The organism is Peterkaempfera bronchialis, from assembly GCF_003258605.2.
Classification (GTDB): domain Bacteria; phylum Actinomycetota; class Actinomycetes; order Streptomycetales; family Streptomycetaceae; genus Peterkaempfera; species Peterkaempfera bronchialis.
Genome location: NZ_CP031264.1, coordinates 3,573,860 through 3,591,382, shown reverse-complemented (window position 1 = coordinate 3,591,382; position 17,523 = coordinate 3,573,860). Strand labels below are relative to the sequence as shown.

13 protein-coding genes and 2 pseudogenes are annotated in these 17,523 nt (G+C 73.5%); 3 read left to right on the top strand and 12 right to left on the bottom strand.

Annotated elements, in window-relative coordinates:
* Positions 1–417: 417 nt before the first annotated feature.
* Both C7M71_RS30685 and C7M71_RS15910 read right to left on the bottom strand, forming a co-directional pair.
* A complete protein-coding gene (locus tag C7M71_RS30685) occupies positions 418–1,269 on the bottom strand; it encodes a hypothetical protein (protein WP_162824266.1) in 852 nt (283 codons plus the stop codon).
* 199 nt (positions 1,270–1,468) lie between these two features.
* Complete coding sequence (locus C7M71_RS15910; protein ID WP_111494836.1) at positions 1,469–2,359, bottom strand: LLM class flavin-dependent oxidoreductase; 891 nt, start codon at positions 2,357–2,359, stop codon at positions 1,469–1,471.
* A 204-nt stretch (positions 2,360–2,563) separates the two neighbouring features.
* Between C7M71_RS15910 and C7M71_RS15905 the strand changes: the two genes are divergently transcribed.
* Both C7M71_RS15905 and C7M71_RS15900 read left to right on the top strand, forming a co-directional pair.
* Positions 2,564–2,845 (top strand): hypothetical protein, encoded by a 282-nt coding sequence (locus tag C7M71_RS15905; RefSeq protein ID WP_111494834.1) that lies wholly within the window; start codon positions 2,564–2,566, stop codon positions 2,843–2,845.
* A complete protein-coding gene (locus C7M71_RS15900) occupies positions 2,842–3,234 on the top strand; it encodes a type II toxin-antitoxin system VapC family toxin (protein ID WP_111494832.1) in 393 nt (130 codons plus the stop codon). The genes C7M71_RS15905 and C7M71_RS15900 overlap by 4 nt, the downstream gene beginning before the upstream one ends.
* A gap of 49 nt (positions 3,235–3,283) precedes the next feature.
* Here the strand turns inward: C7M71_RS15900 and C7M71_RS15895 are convergent.
* A pseudogene (locus tag C7M71_RS15895) lies at positions 3,284–3,526 on the bottom strand (LLM class flavin-dependent oxidoreductase); the annotation flags it as partial.
* Between the two features lie 88 nt (positions 3,527–3,614).
* Here C7M71_RS15895 and C7M71_RS15890 point away from each other — a divergent pair.
* Complete coding sequence (locus C7M71_RS15890) at positions 3,615–4,517, top strand: HAD family hydrolase (protein WP_229758754.1); 903 nt, start codon at positions 3,615–3,617, stop codon at positions 4,515–4,517.
* Position 4,518: 1 nt separating this feature from the next.
* Here the strand turns inward: C7M71_RS15890 and cydD are convergent.
* The 9 genes and pseudogenes from cydD to C7M71_RS15845 form a co-directional block, all read right to left on the bottom strand.
* Positions 4,519–8,102: pseudogene (gene cydD, locus C7M71_RS33225) on the bottom strand (thiol reductant ABC exporter subunit CydD).
* Entirely contained in the window at positions 8,099–9,175 is a 1,077-nt protein-coding gene (gene cydB, locus C7M71_RS15880) for a cytochrome d ubiquinol oxidase subunit II (protein ID WP_111493129.1), read from the bottom strand. Before cydB ends, cydD begins: the two are co-directional and overlap by 4 nt.
* A gap of 33 nt (positions 9,176–9,208) precedes the next feature.
* A complete protein-coding gene (locus C7M71_RS15875) occupies positions 9,209–10,774 on the bottom strand; it encodes a cytochrome ubiquinol oxidase subunit I (RefSeq protein ID WP_111493130.1) in 1,566 nt (521 codons plus the stop codon).
* 157 nt (positions 10,775–10,931) lie between these two features.
* A complete protein-coding gene (locus tag C7M71_RS15870) occupies positions 10,932–12,440 on the bottom strand; it encodes a sensor histidine kinase (protein ID WP_229758753.1) in 1,509 nt (502 codons plus the stop codon).
* 6 nt (positions 12,441–12,446) lie between these two features.
* On the bottom strand, positions 12,447–13,217 hold the full coding sequence (locus C7M71_RS15865) for a response regulator transcription factor (RefSeq protein WP_111493131.1): 771 nt from the start codon (positions 13,215–13,217) through the stop codon (positions 12,447–12,449).
* Positions 13,218–13,312: 95 nt separating this feature from the next.
* Entirely contained in the window at positions 13,313–13,990 is a 678-nt protein-coding gene (locus C7M71_RS15860) for a hypothetical protein (RefSeq protein ID WP_175607694.1), read from the bottom strand.
* A gap of 37 nt (positions 13,991–14,027) precedes the next feature.
* Entirely contained in the window at positions 14,028–15,242 is a 1,215-nt protein-coding gene (locus C7M71_RS15855; RefSeq protein WP_111493132.1) for an ABC transporter permease, read from the bottom strand.
* Entirely contained in the window at positions 15,239–16,141 is a 903-nt protein-coding gene (locus C7M71_RS15850) for an ABC transporter ATP-binding protein (protein ID WP_229758752.1), read from the bottom strand. The genes C7M71_RS15855 and C7M71_RS15850 overlap by 4 nt, the downstream gene beginning before the upstream one ends.
* The gene (locus C7M71_RS15845; RefSeq protein ID WP_111492629.1) at positions 16,138–17,523 is read right to left on the bottom strand and encodes an efflux RND transporter periplasmic adaptor subunit; all 1,386 of its coding nucleotides are present in this window, start codon (positions 17,521–17,523) and stop codon (positions 16,138–16,140) included. The genes C7M71_RS15850 and C7M71_RS15845 overlap by 4 nt, the downstream gene beginning before the upstream one ends.

The following is a 17,523-nucleotide window of genomic DNA, read 5'->3' as shown; positions in this document are numbered from 1 at the left end:
AGGGGCAGCGGGTCGGGCTCCTGGGCGGCGGCGGCCTCTGCGTCCAGCGGCCGGGCCGGGTAGCTGGGCGTGGCTGCCGCGAGCGGCGGCAGCGGGGTGGGCGGGCGGCCCGCCTGGACGGCGTAGCCGACCCCGCCGCCGCCGAGGACGCCGAGCAGCAGGGCGGCGGAGAGCAGCAGCGCGGTCCGCCGGCGGCGGGGGCTGCGGGGGCGGGCCCGGATTCGGTGCCGGGAGCGGGGAGGGCGGGCGGCAGTGCGGCTCGCTCGCCGGGGGTGAAGGGCTGCCAGGGGTCGAACTCCGGTGCCGGGCCGGGAGGGCGCTGCTCCGCGCCGTCGGTGGTCAAGGGGTGCTCCACGGGGGGTCGTCGTCGGGTACGGGGGGCGCCGCAGCGGCTCAGCGGCTCAGCGGCTCAGCGGCTCAGCGGCCGGTGCTCAGCCGCTTCTGCTGGCGCTTCATCAGGTCGGCGAGCAGCGCCTTGTCCGGGTTGCCCTTGACCGCGACGGTGATCTCGACCTCCACATCGCCCTGGTGGAAGTGGCCGATGAGTTGGCCGGTCTCCCCCTCTTCCTCGGGCTTGAAGAGGAAGCCCCGGGCTCCGTCGACCCCGGGAACAGTGAAGGCGGTGCCGCCCATCGACATCCCCTGGACGAACCACTTCGCCCTTACGGAGCTGCCGAAGCGGATCAGCCGGGAGGTCACCTCGGCGGAGCCGTCCTCGGCCCGGTAGGAGCGGTAGGCGGCGCTGCGGAAGTCGTAGTCGCGCAGGATGCGCCGGGTCTCACCGGCGTTGTCGAACCCCTTGGCGACCGCTGCGAGCGAGAGCGTGGTCCCGTCCGGCTGCCCGTACACCTCGGCGCCCTTCGGCACCGGCAGCAGGAAGAAGCGCAGATCGCCGGAGTGCACCCCGTCCGCCACCCGGCCGGTGACCGTCGAGCGCGGTGTGGGACTCGCGGTCGGCGAGGGCGGCGGTGCGGAGTCCGGCACCGCCGGGCTCGCCGACGCCGCCGGGCTCGCGGCGTCGGACGGGCTCGCGGAGGGGGCAGCCGCCGGGGCGGCCAGCGTCGTCGGGCCGGGCCGCTCGGGACGCCCCACCGCCACCGTCACCGCAGCGCTCGCCGCGGTGACGGCCAGCAGCCCGGCGGCGGCCAGCGCGACCGTCAGCACCCGAGGCAGCCGGCGCGGCCCGGCGGCGGGCTGCGGGGGCGACGGCGCTGCGGACGGTGCGTCAGCGGGCGGCGTCGCCGCCGCCTCCGGCTCGGGCGGGTGCACGGCTCACTCCCGGATGGTGGGGATCTGTACCCGTCCAGGCCGGTCCGGCTGTCCCGCCCAGCCGACCCTCGAACGCGGTTGAGCTGCGATTATGTCCATCGGTTCGGACACCGACAACGCGCTTATGTCTGAGGTGTCCACAACTGCTCGAATACGGGAGCGCGATTCGTTACCCACCCGGAATGCACCCGGACCGCGCTCAGCCGAGCTGCGCGAGACCCTCCGTGGCGATGCGCTCGAAGACGGCCGGATCGGCTTCGAAGATCGACCCGGGGACCGGCCAGTGGATGACGATCTCCGTGATGCCCAGCTCCCGGTAGCGGCCCGCGTAATCGACAAAGGCATCCAGCGAGTCCAGCGGCCGCTCCCGGGTGGACCCCTGGAGCAGCACCTTCTCCAGCCCGCCCGGATCCCGGCCCACCGCCGCACAGGCGTCGGCCAGCCGGGCGAGCTGCCCGGCGATCACTCCGGGGCACTCCTCCGCCGGAAGGTCGCCCGGCCCTCGCGGGTCGCCGTAGGAGATCCAGCCCTGCCCGTACTCGGCGGCCAGCCGCAGCCCGCGCGGTCCGGTCGCCGCCACATGGAGCGGAAGCCGGGGCCGCTGCACACAGCCCGGCACCATCCGGGCCTCGTGCGCCGAGTAGAACCGGCCCTCCGCCGTGGTCACCTCGTCCCTGAGCAGCCGGTCCAGCAGCGACACAAACTCCCCGAACCGGTCCGCCCGCTCCCTGGCCGTCCACGCCTCCTGCCCCAGCGCCGTCGCATCGAACCCGGTCCCGCCGGCCCCGATCCCCACCGTCAGCCGCCCGCCCGAGATGTCGTCGACCGACATCAGGTCCTTGGCCAGGGTCACCGGGTGGCGGAAGTTGGGCGAGGTCACCATGGTCCCCAGCCGGATCCGCTCGGTGACCGCCGCCGCGGCCGTCAGCGTAGGGACCGCCCCGAACCACGGCTCGTCCCGGAAGGTCCGCCACGACAGGTGGTCATAGGTGTACGCGGCGTGGAACCCCAGCTCCTCGGCCCGCCGCCAGACCTCCCGGCCGCCCTGGTTCCAGCGGTGGATCGGCAGTATCACAGTGCTCAGACGCATGGGCCCGACCCTAGCCGGACACACTGGTCATGCGTCGGCTCAGGCAGCGGCGTGAGCACGCCGCCCGGCGGCCATCGCAGAGTGCAGGGCGGCCCTGAAGCGCGCGGCACCTGCAGTCGCTACGTCTGCGGCTGCTACGACGACTACCCGCGCCGTCATCGCAGGCAGTGCAGCGTTCACACATCATGTACTACACTAGGCATCATGGATGCTCCCCGCCCCGGCAAGACTCGTGTCACCAGCGTTTCGCTGCGCGCCGAGACCCTGGAAGCGATTCGCTCGCGCGCGGGCAAGCAGGGCGTTTCCTCGTACATCGAGGAGGCCGTGCAGCGTCAGCTCCAGCGTGAGGCTGTGGACGAGTTCATCGCGGAGTACGAGGCCGAGCACGGTCCCGTCGACCAGGCCGAGGTGGCGGCGCGCGCTGAGAGAATCCGGGCGCACCACACTGCGCACCGTGGGGACGCCTCGCCGGCGGACGCTGCGTGAGCGGCACTCTCGTCCTGGACAGCGAAGCCCTGTCCAAGCTGTCGAGGCGGCACCGCGACATGGCGGTGTGGTTGGATGTCGCCCGCACCCTCGATCTGCTGATCGTGACCAGTGCGGCAACCCTCGTCGAAGCGCGCGATCCCGAGATCGTCCAGGCGGCGTTCGACTTCGCGGTCTCTCTCACCAAGGTGCGACCGATCACAGAAGAGACCGCCCGCTCCGCGAGCAAGCTCCTGACCGCGGAGGGGCTTCACGGTGACACGTACGCCATTGACGCAATGGTGGCCGCCACAGCACACGCAGAACACGGCGATGTGACCGTCGTGACCAGCGACGTGGACGACCTGCGACGACTGTGCCATCCGCGCATCGCGGTCGAGGCGATCTGAGATCTGCACGCACAGGCACGGTCCACGCAGGGGTATCCGCAGGTCAGGCCGTGATGCATGAACGAGGCTTGACCGGGGTCACCATGGTCCCCAGCCGGATCCGCTCGGTGACCGCCGCGGCGGCGGTCAGCGTCGGCACCGCCCCGAACCACGGCTCGTCCCGGAAGGTCCGCCACGACAGGTGGTCATAGGTGTACGCGGCGTGGAACCCCAGCTCCTCGGCCCGCCGCCACACCTCCCGGCCGCCCTGGTTCCAGCGGTGGATCGGCAGTATCACAGTGCTCAGACGCATGCCGGTGCCCCTATGCCGGGCATCGCCCGCCCGGCGCAGGTGGGATCGGGAGGCGGCCCGGGCGGGGGCGGTGGGCGAGGATGGAGCGGTGACTACGACCTCCCCCACCCCAGACCGGCAGGGCGTCCAGGGCATCGATGCCGCCGGGCCGGGCCACACCCGCCGGCTGCGGATCGTCGCCACCGACCTGGACGGCACGCTGCTGCGCAGCGACGGCACCCTCTCCCCCCGGACGCAGGCCGCGCTGGCGGCGGCGGAGGAGGCCGGGCTGCATGTCGTCTTCGTCACCGGACGGCCGCCGCGCTGGATGGAGTCGGTGAGCGGGCACATCGGCGGCCATGGGGTGGCGATCTGCTCCAACGGCGGCGCGGTGTACGACGTGCGGCGGCAGGCGCTGCTGGAGAGCCATCCGCTGCGGGCGGCGGACGCGCTGGCGGTGGTGGAGCGGCTGCGGAGCGGGATGCCGGGCACCTCGTTCGCCTTTGAGTACCCGACCGGCTTCTCGCACGAGCCGGACTATCCGGCGCTGCTGTGGGACGCGGAGTCGGTGGGCCGAATCGCCCCGGCGGAGGAGCTGCTGACCGCACCCGAGGCACGGTCGATCTTCAAGATCCTGGCCAGGCACCCGGAACTCGACCCGGATGTCTTCCTGCTGCGGGGCCGGGAGGCGGCGGGGGAGCTGGCGGAGTTCACCCGCTCCAGCCCGATCGCGCTGCTGGAGATCAGCGCCACCGGGGTGTCCAAGGCCAGCACCCTGGCCCGCTGGTGCAAGGAGCGCGGGGTGTCGGCCGAGGAGGTGGTGGCCTTCGGCGACATGCCGAACGACCTGCCGATGCTGGCCTGGGCGGGCACCGCCTACGCGGTGGCCAACGCCCATCCGGAGGTGCTGGCGGCGACCAGGCGCCACACCGCCGGCAATGACGAGGATGGGGTGGCGCTGGTGGTGGAGGAGCTGCTGCGAGGGACGGGCAACGGGTTCGCCGGGGGCTGAGTCACACCGCCACCGGCAGCCGGTCGGCCTGCTGCTCGCGCTCCCAGAGTGCGCGCAGCGGGCCGTCCTGCTCCACCAGCTCGGCCCAGCGGCCCCGCTGCGCGACCCGGCCGCCGTCCAGCACCAGCACCTCGTCCACGTCGGCTTCGGCCAGCCCGGCCAGCCGGTGGGTGATGAGCAGGGTGGTGCGGCCGGCGGTGACGTCCAGCAGGTCGGCGGTGAGGGCGTCGGCGGTGGGCAGGTCCAGGTGTTCGGCGGGCTCGTCGAGGATCAGTACGGGGAAGTCGGCCAGCAGCGCCCGGGCCAGGGCGAGCCGCTGCCGCTGGCCGCCGGAGAGCCGGGAGCCATGCTCGCCGACCATGGTGTCCAGGCCGTCCGGCAGGGAGTCCACCCAGGTCAGCAGGCGGGCGGCGGCCAGCGCGCGGCGCAGCTCGGCGTCGTCGGCGGTGGGGCGGGCCAGCCGCAGGTTCTCCCGCAGCGAGCTGTCGAAGACATGGGCGTCCTGGGCGCAGAGGCCGATCACCCGGCGGATGCCGTCGCCGTCGGCCCGGCGGCTGTCCACAGCCTGTGGACCGCTGCCGAGGGTGATGGTCCCGGCGGTGGGGTCCAGGAACCGCAGCAGGGCGGCGGCCAGGGTGGACTTGCCGGATCCGGAGGGGCCGACCACGGCGATGCGGCGTCCGGCGGCGAGGTCGAGGTCCACTCCGGCGAGGGCGTCGGTGCGCTGTCCCGGCCAGCGGGCGTGCAGGCCCCGGACGGTGACCGGGAGGGGCGTGGCGGGCAGCGGGGCGGGGTGCTCGGGCTCCTGCACCGGGTCGGGGGTGTCCAGCACCTCCGTCAGCCGGGCGGCGGCGGCCTTGCCGCGCTGGCGGAACTGGGCGGCGGCGGGCATCCCGGCGACGGCCTCGAAGGCGGCGAGCGGGGTGAGCACCACGACGGCGAGGCAGACGCCGGACAGGGTTCCGGCGGCGACGCCCTGGACGCCGACGACGGCGGCGGCGGTCACGGTGAGTCCGGTGATCAGCGCGGTCAGGCCGGAGCCGAGGCCGGCGGTGGCGGCGGAGCGGGCGGCGAGGCGGGTGAGGTCGGCGTCGGCGGCGCGGACGGCGGCCAGCCTGCGGGGGAGGGCGCCGGAGGCGGTGAGTTCGGCGGTGCCGGTGAGCAGGTCGACGACGCCGGTGGCGAGGGTGCCGCGTGCGGGTGCGGTGCGGCGTTCGGTACGGCGGGCCAGGGTGCCGGAGAGGGCGGGTACGGCGGCGCCGGCCAGCAGCAGCCCGGTGGCGAGCACGGCGCCGGCGGCGGGCAGCAGCGCGGCCAGGCCGAGGCAGGCGGCGGCGGAGACGGTGACGGCGGCGGCGGCCGGCAGCCGCCAGCGCAGGAACCAGTCCTGGACGGCGTCGACGTCGGAGACCAGCCGGGAGAGCAGGTCGCCCCGGCGGAATCCGGCGGCGGAGTGCAGGGCGGCGGGGGCGAGCCGTTCCAGCCGGGCGTGGATGGCGGTGCGCAGGCCGCCGAGGGCGCGCAGCACGGTGTCGTGGGAGAGCAGCCGCTCGGCGTAGCGGAAGACGCTGCGGCCGATGCCGAAGGCACGGACGGCGGTGACGGCCACCATCAGGTGGAGGATGGGCGGCTGCTGGGAGGCGCGGGAGATCAGCCACCCGGAGGTGGCCAGCAGGGCGACGGCGCTGCCGAGGGCGAGGCTGCCGAGCAGCGCGGCCAGCGCGAGGCGGCCCCGGGGGGTGGCGGCGCGGGCCAGGGTGGTGATGCGGCGCAGCGAGGAGCGGCCCGCCTGCCCGGCGCCCGGGGCGGGGGTCTGGGGGTCGGGGGTTCCGGCGGTGGTAGCGGCGGCGGGCTGCCGGGAGTGGCCGGGGGCGTGGAGGGCGTGCCCGGGTCGGCCGGGTCGGCCGAGTCCGCTGTGTCCGGGGCGGGCAGCCGGACTTGGCGGTCGGCGGCGGCCAGCAGCGCGGGACGGTGGGCGACCAGCAGGACGGTGCGGCGCGGGTCGGCGGCCAGGGCGCGGACGGCGTCCACGACGGCGGCCTCGCTCTCCCCGTCCAGGCTCGCGGTGGGCTCGTCCAGCAGCACCAGCGGGCGGTCGGTGGCGAGGAAGGCGCGGGCCAGGGCGATCCGCCGGAGCTGCCCGGCGGAGAGGCCGGCGCCGCCTTCGCCGAGGGCGGTGTCAGTGCCGTGTGGCAGCCTGTCGGTGAAGTTGAGGGCGTGGGCGGCGTGCAGGGCGGAGCGGACGTCGGCGTCGGTGGCCTCGGGGCGGCCGAGGCGGACGTTGTCGGCCACGGTGCCGGCGAACAGGTACGGATGCTGGGGGACCCAGGCGATCTGCCGCCGCCAGTCGGCGGGGTCGAGGTCGGCGAGGTCATGGCGGGTGCCGTCGGCGGCGGTGATGTGGACGGTGCCGGAGTCGGGGCGGGTGAAGCCGAGCAGCACGGAGAGCAGGGTGGACTTGCCGGCGCCGCTGGGCCCGGTGAGCGCGAGGGTCTCGCCGGGGGCGAGGGAGAGGTCGGCGCCGCGCAGTGCCGGGATGCGGCGTCCGGGGTGGGTGACGGTGAGTCCGGTGGCGGTGACGGCCGCCCCGGCGAGGTCGGGCGCGGGGGTGCGTCCGGCCGGGGGGAGGGGGGTCTCCAGTACGGCGAAGACCTGACCGGCGGCGGTCAGGCCCTCGACGCTGGCGTGGTAGTGGGTGCCGACCTGGCGGATGGGGAGGTATGCCTCCGGCGCGAGGATCAGCACCAGCAGGCCGGTCTCCAGGTCCAGCGAGCCGTCGACCAGGCGGAAGCCGATGGAGACGGCGACCAGGGCGACGGAGAGGGTGGAGAGCAGTTCCAGCGCGAAGGAGGAGATGAAGGCGATCCGCAGGGTGCGCATGGTGGCCCGGCGGTAGTCGTCGGTGACCTCGGCGATGGCCTTGGCCTGCGCCTTGGCGCGGCCGAAGACCTTGAGGGTGGGCAGACCGGCGACGACGTCCAGGAAGTGGTGGGAGAGCCGGGCGAGGGTCTGCCACTGGCGGTCCATCCGGCTCTGTGTGGCAAGGCCGATCAGCACCATAAAAAGGGGGATCAGGGGCAGGGTGCCCGCGATCAGGGCGGCGGACATCCAGTCGGCGCCGAGGATGCGCAGCAGCACCAGGGCGGGGACGACGACGGCGAGCGCCAGTTGCGGGAGGTAGCGGGAGAAGTAGTCGTCCAGGGCGTCCACGCCCCGGGTGGCCAGGGCGGTCAGCTCGCCGGTGCGCCGGGTGCCGGAGCGGCCGGCCGGGTCGAGCCGGGTGGCGTGGTCGAGCAGCTTCAGCCGCAGTTCGGACTTGACGGAGGCGCAGGCCCGGTGCGCGGCCAGCTCGGTGAGCCAGGCGACGGCGGCCCGTCCGGCGGCGGTGGCGGCGAGCAGCAGCAGGGGGGTGCGCAGGTCGCCGGGTCCGGCGTGCTGCTGGAAGGCGCGGACCACGATCTCGGCGATCAGTCCGGCCTGGGCGATCACCAGGCCCGCGCCCACCGCGCCGAGCAGCACGGAGGAGGCGAGGAAGGCGCGGGTGGCGCGGGCGTACCGGAGCAACCGGGGGTCGACGGGCTTCACGGCTGGTCGGCCGGGGCCGGGGCGGTTTCGGGGTCGACGGGGGCAGGCTCGTGGTCGACTGGGGCAGGGGCGTGGGCAGGGGCGGGGATGTGCTGGACGCCGATCCGCTTCCGGAACACCCAGTACGTCCAGCTCTGGTAGAGCAGCACCAGCGGGGTGAAGATCGCGGCCACCCAGGTCATGATCTTCAGGGTGTACGCGGAGGAGGCGGCGTTGGAGACGGTGAGGCTCCAGGCCGGGTCCAGGGTGGAGGGCATCACGTCCGGGTAGAGCGCCAGGAAGAGCATGGCCACGGCGGCCACCACCACGGCGCCGGAGCAGATGAACGCCCAGCCCTCGCGGCCCGCCCGGTTGAGGGCCAGTGCGCCGAGCAGCGCGGCGACGGCCACCACCAGGGCGACCAGGCTGCGGACGTTGCCGGTGTCGGCCTGGGTCCAGCCGAGGAACGCGGCGGCGAGCACGGCGGTGGCCAGGCCGAGCCGCTGGGCGAGGGCGCGGGCCCGCTGCCGGATGTCGCCGAGGGTCTTCAGGGCGGCGAAGACGGCCCCGTGGAAGGTGAAGAGCGTCAGCGTCAGCAGTCCGCCGAGCAGGGCGTGCGGGTTCAGCAGGTCGAGGACGCCGCCGACGTACTCCTTGTCGCGGTCGATGTCGACGCCGTGCACGATGTTGGCGAAGGCCACGCCCCAGAGGAAGGCGGGCAGCAGCGAGGTCCAGAAGATGGCCTGCTCCCAGGCCCGCTTCCACCGCTCGTCGTCGCGCTTGGCACGGTACTCGAAGGCCACGCCCCGGATGATCAGGCAGACCAGGATGGCGAAGAGCGGCAGGTAGAAGCCGGAGAAGAGGGTGGCGTACCAGTCCGGGAAGGCGGCGAAGGTGGCACCGCCGGCGGTGAGCAGCCACACCTCGTTGCCGTCCCAGACCGGGCCGATGGTGTTGATGAGCACCCGGCGCTCGCGCTCGTCACGCGCCAGCAGCCTGGTGAGGACGCCGATCCCGAAGTCGAACCCTTCGAGGAAGAAGTAGCCGATCCACAGGACGGCGATGAGGATGAACCAGACGTCGTGGAGGTGCATGGTCCGCTGTCTCCTGATTCCTGCGACGGGCCGTCAGTAGGCGAAGGCGAGGGGCTTGTCGGCGTCTTCGGCGGCGCCGTCGCCGCCCGAGGGGCCGCGCAGGGTGGGGTCCTTCTCCGGCGGTCGCTCGGAGCTGACCGGTCCGGCCTTGGCGTACTTCACCAGCAGCTTCACCTCGACCACGGCCAGCGCGGCATAGAGCAGGGTGAAGCCGATCAGGGTGGTGAGCTGCTCGGCGGTGGAGACCCCGGGGGAGACCGCGTCGGCGGTGCGCATCAGGCCGAAGACCACCCAGGGCTGACGGCCCATCTCGGTGAAGATCCACCCCCAGGAGTTGGCGATCAGCGGGAAGCCCATGGTGAGGATGCCGATCCGCCAGCCCCACCGGGTGAGGAACGGGCCCAGCTCCCGGGTGCGGGTGAGCATCAGGCGGGGCACCTCGTCGGGGGCGGTGCGCATCTCCGGGGCCACCCAGCGGCGGCTGCGGGTGAGCCAGAGCCCGGCCAGCGCACAGGCGAACGAGGTCATGCCGAACCCGATCATCCAGCGGAAGCCCCAGTAGGTGACCGGCACATTGGGCAGGTAGTCCTGGGCGTCCCCGCCGTACCGGGCGGCCTCGGCGGCGGCCAGGTTGTTGATGCCGGGCACCTCGGAGCGGAAGTCGCTGTGCGCCAGGAAGGAGAGCAGTCCGGGGATCTCCACCGCCACCGTGTTGTGGCCCTTGGCCACGTCGCCGACCGCGAAGACCGAGAACGGGGCGGGCGCCTGGCTGTCCCACAGCGCCTCGGCGGAGGCCATCTTCATCGGCTGCTGCTCGAACATCACCTTGCCCAGGGTGTCGCCGCTGAGCGCGGTGCCCAGCCCGGCGACCACCGCGACGACCAGGCCGACCCGCAGCGAGGTGCGCATCGCCAGCGTCGTCCTGGAGTCGACCGGCTTGCCCGCGCCCTGCCTGCGCTTGGTGCGCCAGAGGTGGAAGGAGGCGATACCGACCACAAAGGCGCCGCCGGTGAGGAAGGCCGCCGTGAGGGTGTGGGCGAACTGGGCCAGGGCGGTGTTCTGGAAGAGCACCGCGCCGATGTCGGTGAGCTGCGCCTTGCCGGTGGCCGGGTCGATCCGGTACCCGACGGGGTGCTGCATCCAGGAGTTGGCGGCGAGGATGAAGTACGCGGACAGCACGGTGCCGAGGGCGACCATCCAGATGGTGGCGCAGTGCAGCTTCTTGGGCAGCCGGTCCCAGCCGAAGATCCACAGCCCGATGAAGGTGGACTCGAAGAAGAAGGCGATCAGCGCCTCCATCGCCAGCGGGGCGCCGAAGACATCACCGACGAAGCGGGAGTAGTCCGACCAGTTCATACCGAACTGGAACTCCTGCACGATGCCGGTGACCACGCCCATCGCGATGTTGATCAGGAAGAGCTTCCCCCAGAACCTGGTGGCGTGGAAGTACTTCTCCTTGCCGGTGCGCACCCACGCGGTCTCCAGACCTGCGGTGATGGCGGCCAGACTGATCGTGAGGGGGACGAAGAGAAAGTGGTAGACGGTGGTGACGCCGAACTGCCACCGGGCGATCGTCTCGGGAGCCAGCGCTAGGTCCACGGGTCACTCCTACCTGCCGAGCCTTGTCCGCTTGTGAACGTGAACACGTTCACAAGCACACCGGAATTATGACCCATATGAGTGACCGGACTCTGCCGGGAAGCCGCCTTGGAGGGCGTGAGGTCGGTCACCCGGCGCCGAAGGGGCCCTTCCGGCCCTACCCGGGCAGGGCCGAACGGCCCTCCGCCGCCGGGATGCGGACCCGGAAGAGGGCCCCCGCCCCCGGAGCGGTGACCAGCTCCACCCGCCCCCCGTGCGCCGCCACCAGCGCACCGGCGATGGCCAGCCCCAACCCCGCGCCGCCGCCCCGCTGCCGACTGCGGGAGGCGTCCACCCGGTAGAAGCGCTCGAAGACCCGGGCCGCCTGCTCGTCCGTCAGGCCCGGCCCGCGATCCGCCACCTCCAGCACTCCCCCGCCGTCCACCGTGCCCACCCCGATCCGCACCGGCGTACCGGCGGGCGTATGCGCCACCGCATTGCCCACCAGGTTGGCCACCACCTGGCGCAGCCGCGCCTCGTCGCCCAGCACCACCGCCGGACCCGGGGCGCCGTCGCCGCCCGGCCCGGTGAGCGACACCGTGCGGTCCGGGTCCAGCGCGGTGAGGTCGTGCAGCGCGTCGGCGGCCAGGCTGCGCAGATCCATGGGGGCGCGCTCCAGCGGGCGCTGCTCATCCAGCCGGGCGAGCGTCAGCAGGTCCTCGACCAGGCCGCCCATCCGGACCGCCTCGCTCTCGATCCGCGCCATGGTCCGCTGCACCTCGGACTCGGTGGAGAGCGCGCCCATCCGGTACAGCTCGGCGAAGCCGCGGATCCCGGCCAGCGGGGTGCGCAGCTCATGGGAGGCGTCGGCGACAAAGCGCCGCATCCGCGCCTCCGACTCGGCGCGCGCCGCGAAGGCCGCCTCGATCTGGGTGAGCATGCCGTTGAGCGCGGCGGAGAGTCGGCCGACCTCGGTACGCGGCGACGCCTGCGGCATCCGGCGGGCGAGGTCACCGGCGGCGATCAGTGCCGCGTCCTGCTCGATCCGGCGCAGCGGCCGCAGCCCCGCCCGTACCGCGAACCAGCCCGCGACCGCGATCAGCAGCAGCACCGAGCCGCCGATCAGCAGGAAGGCGGTGGTCAACTTGCCCGCCGTCGCGTCCACCTCGGCCAGCGGGGCGGCGACCACCACCGCCGCCGGGGCGCCGGGGGAGCCGTCCCGTACCGGCAGCAGCAGCGCCCGCCAGCGGCCGGAGCCCTGCTCGCCGGGGACGTCGAAGGCGGTGCCCAGCCGGTCGGCGAGGGTACGCGCGGTGAGGGCCGGCAGCCGGGGTCCGGGGTCGCCCTCGGCCACCGGCTGCCGCAGGGTCTGCTCGGCGGTGCCGTCGACCCGCAGGAACTGCACCGCGTACTGGCTGGGCAGCCGCGCGGCGGCCCGGACCGGCGGCCACCCGGCGGGCGTCTGCGGGACGGGCTCGGCCACCCGCCGGGAGAGGGGTTCGCCGAAGCGGTGCAGCTGCTGGTCGACGCGGTCCACGAGCTGGACCCGGACCGTCCCGACCACCACCGTGTCGCTGACCACGAGTCCGACGGCGACCAGCACCAGGGTCAGTGCCAGCAGCCTGGAGCGCAGCGACAGCAGCGGCAGCCGCAGCGGCAGCGCCAGCGGCAGCCGGGGGCGACGCACGGCCGGTCAGCCCCGGGGCTGCGGCGGGCGGCGCAGCACATAGCCGATGCCCCGCACGGTGTGGATCAGCCGCGGCGCGTCCCCGGCGCCGAGGTCGAGCTTGCGCCGCAGATAGGAGATATAGGACTCGACGATGGAGAGGTCGCCGCCGAAGTCATACGCCCACACATGGTCCAGGATCTGCATCTTGGAGACCACCCGGCCCGCGTTGGCCATCAGGTAGTGCAGCAGCTTGAACTCGGTGGGCGACAGGGAGACCGGCCGGCCGCCGCGCACCACCTGGTGGCCGACCGGGTCCAGTTCCAGGTCGGCGACGACCAGTCGGCCGTCGTCGGCCCGGCCGCCGGTGCGGCGCAGGATGGCGCGGATGCGGGCGATCAGCTCCTCCAGGCTGAACGGCTTGGTGACATAGTCGTCGCCCACCGAGAGCCCGATCACCTTGTCGCCGGTGCCGTCCTTGGCGGTGAGGAAGAGCACCGGCAGATGGTCCCGGGCGTCCGCGCCGCCGACCGCCCGGCCGGAGCCGGACGGTCGGCGGCGGGACTCCTCGCGCAGCCGCCGGACGACGGCGAAGCCGTCCATGTCGGGCAGCATCACATCCAGCACCACCAGGTCGGGCCGCTCGGCCGCGACGGCGGCGAGCGCCTGCTCCCCGCTGGCGGCCGAGGCCACCCGGAAACCGGCGAACCGCAGCGAGGCGGCGAGCAGTTCGCGGATGTTGGGCTCGTCGTCGACGACCAGCAGGCTGGCCTCGGCGGAGGGTTCCGTTCCGTCCATGGTGTGCATGTCCCTTCACGTGCCGGGACCGTCGGGTGGACACAGGCGCCAGGACCGTACAGCGCCAAGATGAGAGCCCGATGAGGGCGGGCCGGTCAGCCGCCGCTGCCCCCGGCGGACTGCCGGTTGCCGCCGAAGCCCCCGAACCCTCCGAACCCGCCGAATCCCCCGGCGGTCGCGCCCCCCTCGGTCACCTGGGTCGCGGCGACATTGCCGGAGTCGTCCTTGGTGCCCTGCACCACCACGGTGTCGCCGGGCTGGAGGTCGGACACCTTGCCGTCCTTGCTGAGCTTCACCTTGGTCGAGCCACCTGTGGTGATCTTGACCGTGTTGCCCTGCGCATCGGTGAGGTAGAGGTTGCTGCCGTCGACCACCTTCACGGTCCCGGTGGTCAGGCTGCCGGCGGACCCGGCGCCCGTGGCCCCGCCCGGCAGCCCCTCCTGCCCCTGCCGGGCGCCCTGCTGCCCCGACCCGCCGGTGGTGCCGCGCTGGCCGAAGCCGGATGCGGCGGCGGGCAGCCTGGACCCCGCGCCGCCGTGGTCGCGCTCGTACCAGACGCCGCCGGAGAAGGCCGCAGCCGCCACGATGCCGCCGCTCAGGCAGAGGGTGAGCCAGGGCAGCCTGCGGCGCGGCGGGGCGGCCAACTCGGCGCTGATGTCGCGGGTGTCGGGCGGCGTGGCCAGGATGTCCTCCGGCGTGGCGGCGGGCGGCGGCACCGTCTCCGGAACCTCGGCCGGCTCCGCCTTGACCAGGTCTGCCCGGTGTGCGCCCATGTCTGTCATCTCCTTGTGCCTGCTCATGGCGCGCTGCCTACTCATGACGCAGGGCCTCGATCGGCCGCAGCGAGGCGGCGCGGTTGGCGGGGTAGCTGCCGAAGAAGAGCCCGATGGCGACCGCGATGGCGAAGGCGCCGACCACGGACTCCGGGATGACCACCGGTTTGATGCCGACCACGGTGAAGTGCGAGCCGACCACGCCGACCAGCACCCCGAGGGCGGCCCCCAGGACCGACAGCAGCGTCGACTCGGCGAGGAACTGGCCGAGGATCACGCCCTTGGGCGCACCGATCGCCTTGCGGATGCCGATCTCCCGGGTCCGCTCGGTGACGGTCACCAGCATGATGTTGGTGATCCCGATGCCGCCCACCAGCAGCGAGATGGCGGCCACCGCGCCGAGCAGCACGGTGAAGGTCTCGCTGGTGCTCTGCCGGGCGGAGAGCAGCGACTCCTGGCTGCTCACCCGGAAGTCCAGGTTGCTGGAGTCCTTGATGCCATGGGTGCCCATCAGCACCTGGGTGATCTCGCTCTGGGCGGCGGTGGTGGTGTCGGCGGAGGTCGCCTGGACCAGGATCTGGTTGAGCGCGCCGAAGCCGGTGAAGGCGTTCTGCACGGTGGGCAGCGGGGCGATCACCACATCGTCGGAGTCGCTGATGCCGGTGCTGCCCTTCTCCGCCAGCACACCGCGCACGGTGAACGGGGTGCCGCCGATGACCACGCTCTTGCCCACCGGGTCGGCGGTGCCGAACAGCTCCTCCGCCGTGGTGGAGCCGATCACGGCCACCTTGCGGGAGTTGAGCACATCGTCGTTGGAGAAGTAGTCGCCCTGGGCGACCTTGCTGTTGGTGGTCTCGAAGTAGGCGGGGTAGGTGCCGACGAGCGAGTTGACGGTGTATTCGGTGCCCTCGTAGACGGCCGTGCCGGAGCCGGTGACCACCGGGGCGACCGACTTGATGTCGGGGGCGTCCTCGGAGGTGGCCAGCGCCTTGGCGTCCTTGAGGGTCAGTTCCTTGGTGGCGCCGGTGGAGCGCGCGGCGCCGAAGCCGCCGCCGGAGGAGGAGACGGTGAGCGCATTGGTGCCCAGCGAGGTGATGGAGTTCTTCACCGCCTCCGAGGAGCCGTTGCCCACCGCCAGCAGCAGGATCACCGCCGCGACGCCGATCAGCACCCCGAGCATGGTCAGCGCGGAGCGCACCTTGTTGGCCGCCAGCCCGCCGACGGCGAACCGCAGGATCTGCCAGGCGATCACCGTCCGCCTCCGATCGCCGAGGGCCGGGCGGCCGCATGGTCGGCCAGGACCGGCGGCGGGCCCTCCACCGGCGCCTGCCGGACGTCGGAGACGATCCGCCCGTCCACCAGCCGCAGCACCCGCTTGGCGTGCCGGGCCACCTCGTCCTCATGGGTGATCAGGACCACGGTGCGGCCCGCCGCGTTCAGCCGGTCGACGATGGCCAGCACCTCCTCGGTGGAACGGCTGTCCAGGTTGCCGGTGGGCTCGTCCGCGAGCAGCATCGCCGGGGCGGTGACCAGCGCCCGTGCCACCGCCACCCGCTGCTGCTGGCCGCCGGAGAGCTCATTGGGCCGGTGGTCCAGGCGGTCTTCGAGGCCGACCATGGTGAGCGCCGCCACCGCGCGGCGGCGCCGCTCGGCGGCACGCACCCCGGCATAGGCGAGCGGCAGCTCCACCTGGGCCAGCGCGGTGGTGCGGGGCACCAGGTTGAAGGACTGGAAGATGAAGCCGATCTTGCGGTTGCGCACCAGGGAGAGCTGGTGCTCGTCCAGGTGCCCGACGTCGATGCCGTCCAGCAGATAGCGGCCGGTGGTGGGCACGTCCAGGCAGCCCAGGATGTTCATCAGGGTCGATTTGCCGGAGCCGGAGCTGCCCATCACGGCGACGAAGTCGCCCTGCCGGACGTCCAGGCTGACGCCCAGCGGCTCGCCGCCGGCCGGGTCGTCGGGGCCGCGCAGCGCATGCACGGTGGCCTCGCCCGAGCCGTACGACTTGCGGACCCTGCGGACCGAGATCACCGGTACCGGGCCGGACGGCACGCCCGTCGGCCGGGCGGACGGCAGGCCGGACGGCAGGCCGGGCGCGGCGGGGCGGGCGGCCCGGCCGCGTCCTCGGCCGACCGTCAGCCTGGGGCTCACCGGCCACCCCCGCCCGTGCGGACCTGGCCGCCGCCGAAGCCGCCCCGGGAGAAGCCGCCGCCGGTTCCGGCGAAGCCACCCGCCACCCCGGGGAAGGCACCGCCGGGGAAGCCATTGCCGCCGGAGGCGGTGGTGGAGGTCAGCGCCACCTTCTCACCGGCCGAGAGCCCCGAGGTGACCTGCACGGTCGAGTCGCCCTCGATGCCGACCTCCACCTTGCGGCTCTCGGTGGAGCCGTCGTCCTTGACCACGGTCGCCGTGCGGGTGGTCCCGGTGCCGGACACCGCGTTGGTGGGGATGTACAGGGCGTTGTCGGCCTCACCGGTGACCACCGAGATGGTGGCGCTCATACCGGTGCGCAGGCTGCCGGTGGGACTGGTGATCCTGAGCGTGGCGGCGTACTGCACCGCGCTGCCGGAGCCGGTGCCGCTGCCGCTGCTGGTCGGCAGCGAGCTGATGGAGAGCACCTTGGCCTTGAGTTCGGTGTCCGGCTGGGCGTTGAGGGTGACCGTTGCGGCCTGGCCCTTCTTGACCTTGAGCGCGTCGGCCTCCGAGAAGGAGGCGTCGACCTGCATACCGGAGGGGTTGGTGATGACCACAAAGCCGGAGAGGGTGCCGGACGAGGACGAGGACGACGAGCCGGTGGAACCGGCGGAGCCGCCCTGTCCCGACCCCGAGGAGGAGCCGGTACCGGAGACGGTGTCGCCGACCTTGCCGCCGACCGAGGCGACCGTGCCGGACACCGGGGCCTTGAGCACCGTGCCGGCCAGCGCGGTCTTGGCGTCGCTGAGGCTGTTCTGCGCCTCGGTGACCTGCTGTTCGGCCTGGGCCACCGCCGAGGCGTCGACCTTGGTGGTGGTCGTGGTGACCGGCGCGGTCGACTCACCGCCCGCAGCACCGCCGCCGCCCCGGCCACCACCGGTGCCGGAGCCGGTGCCCGTGCCCGTGCCCGTGCCCGTGCCCGTGCCGGGGACGGTGGTGGTGACGGTCTCGCCCGCCTGCGCCTTGGTCAGCGCGGCCTCCGCGCTGTTCAGCGCCGCCTGGGCGGCATCCACCTTGGCCTGGGCGTCGGTGTCCGACACTTCGGCCAGCACCTGGCCCTTCTTCACCGTGTCGCCGACCGCCACCTTCACCGAGGTGAGGGTGCCGCCCGTGGTGAAGTCCACCCCGGCGTCGGTGGGGGACGCCAGCGTGCCCGAGCCGGAGACGGTGGCGAGCACCACGCCCTTGGCCACGGTGGCGGTACGGGTCTGCCCGGTGCGCGTCGTCGGGGTCGCGTCGGCGTTCACCGTGGCGTACGCCAGGCCGCCGCCGGCCAGCAGGACGACACCGAGCAGGGAGTTCAACAGGACGGCCCTGCGCCGCCGAGGGAGCACCTTCAT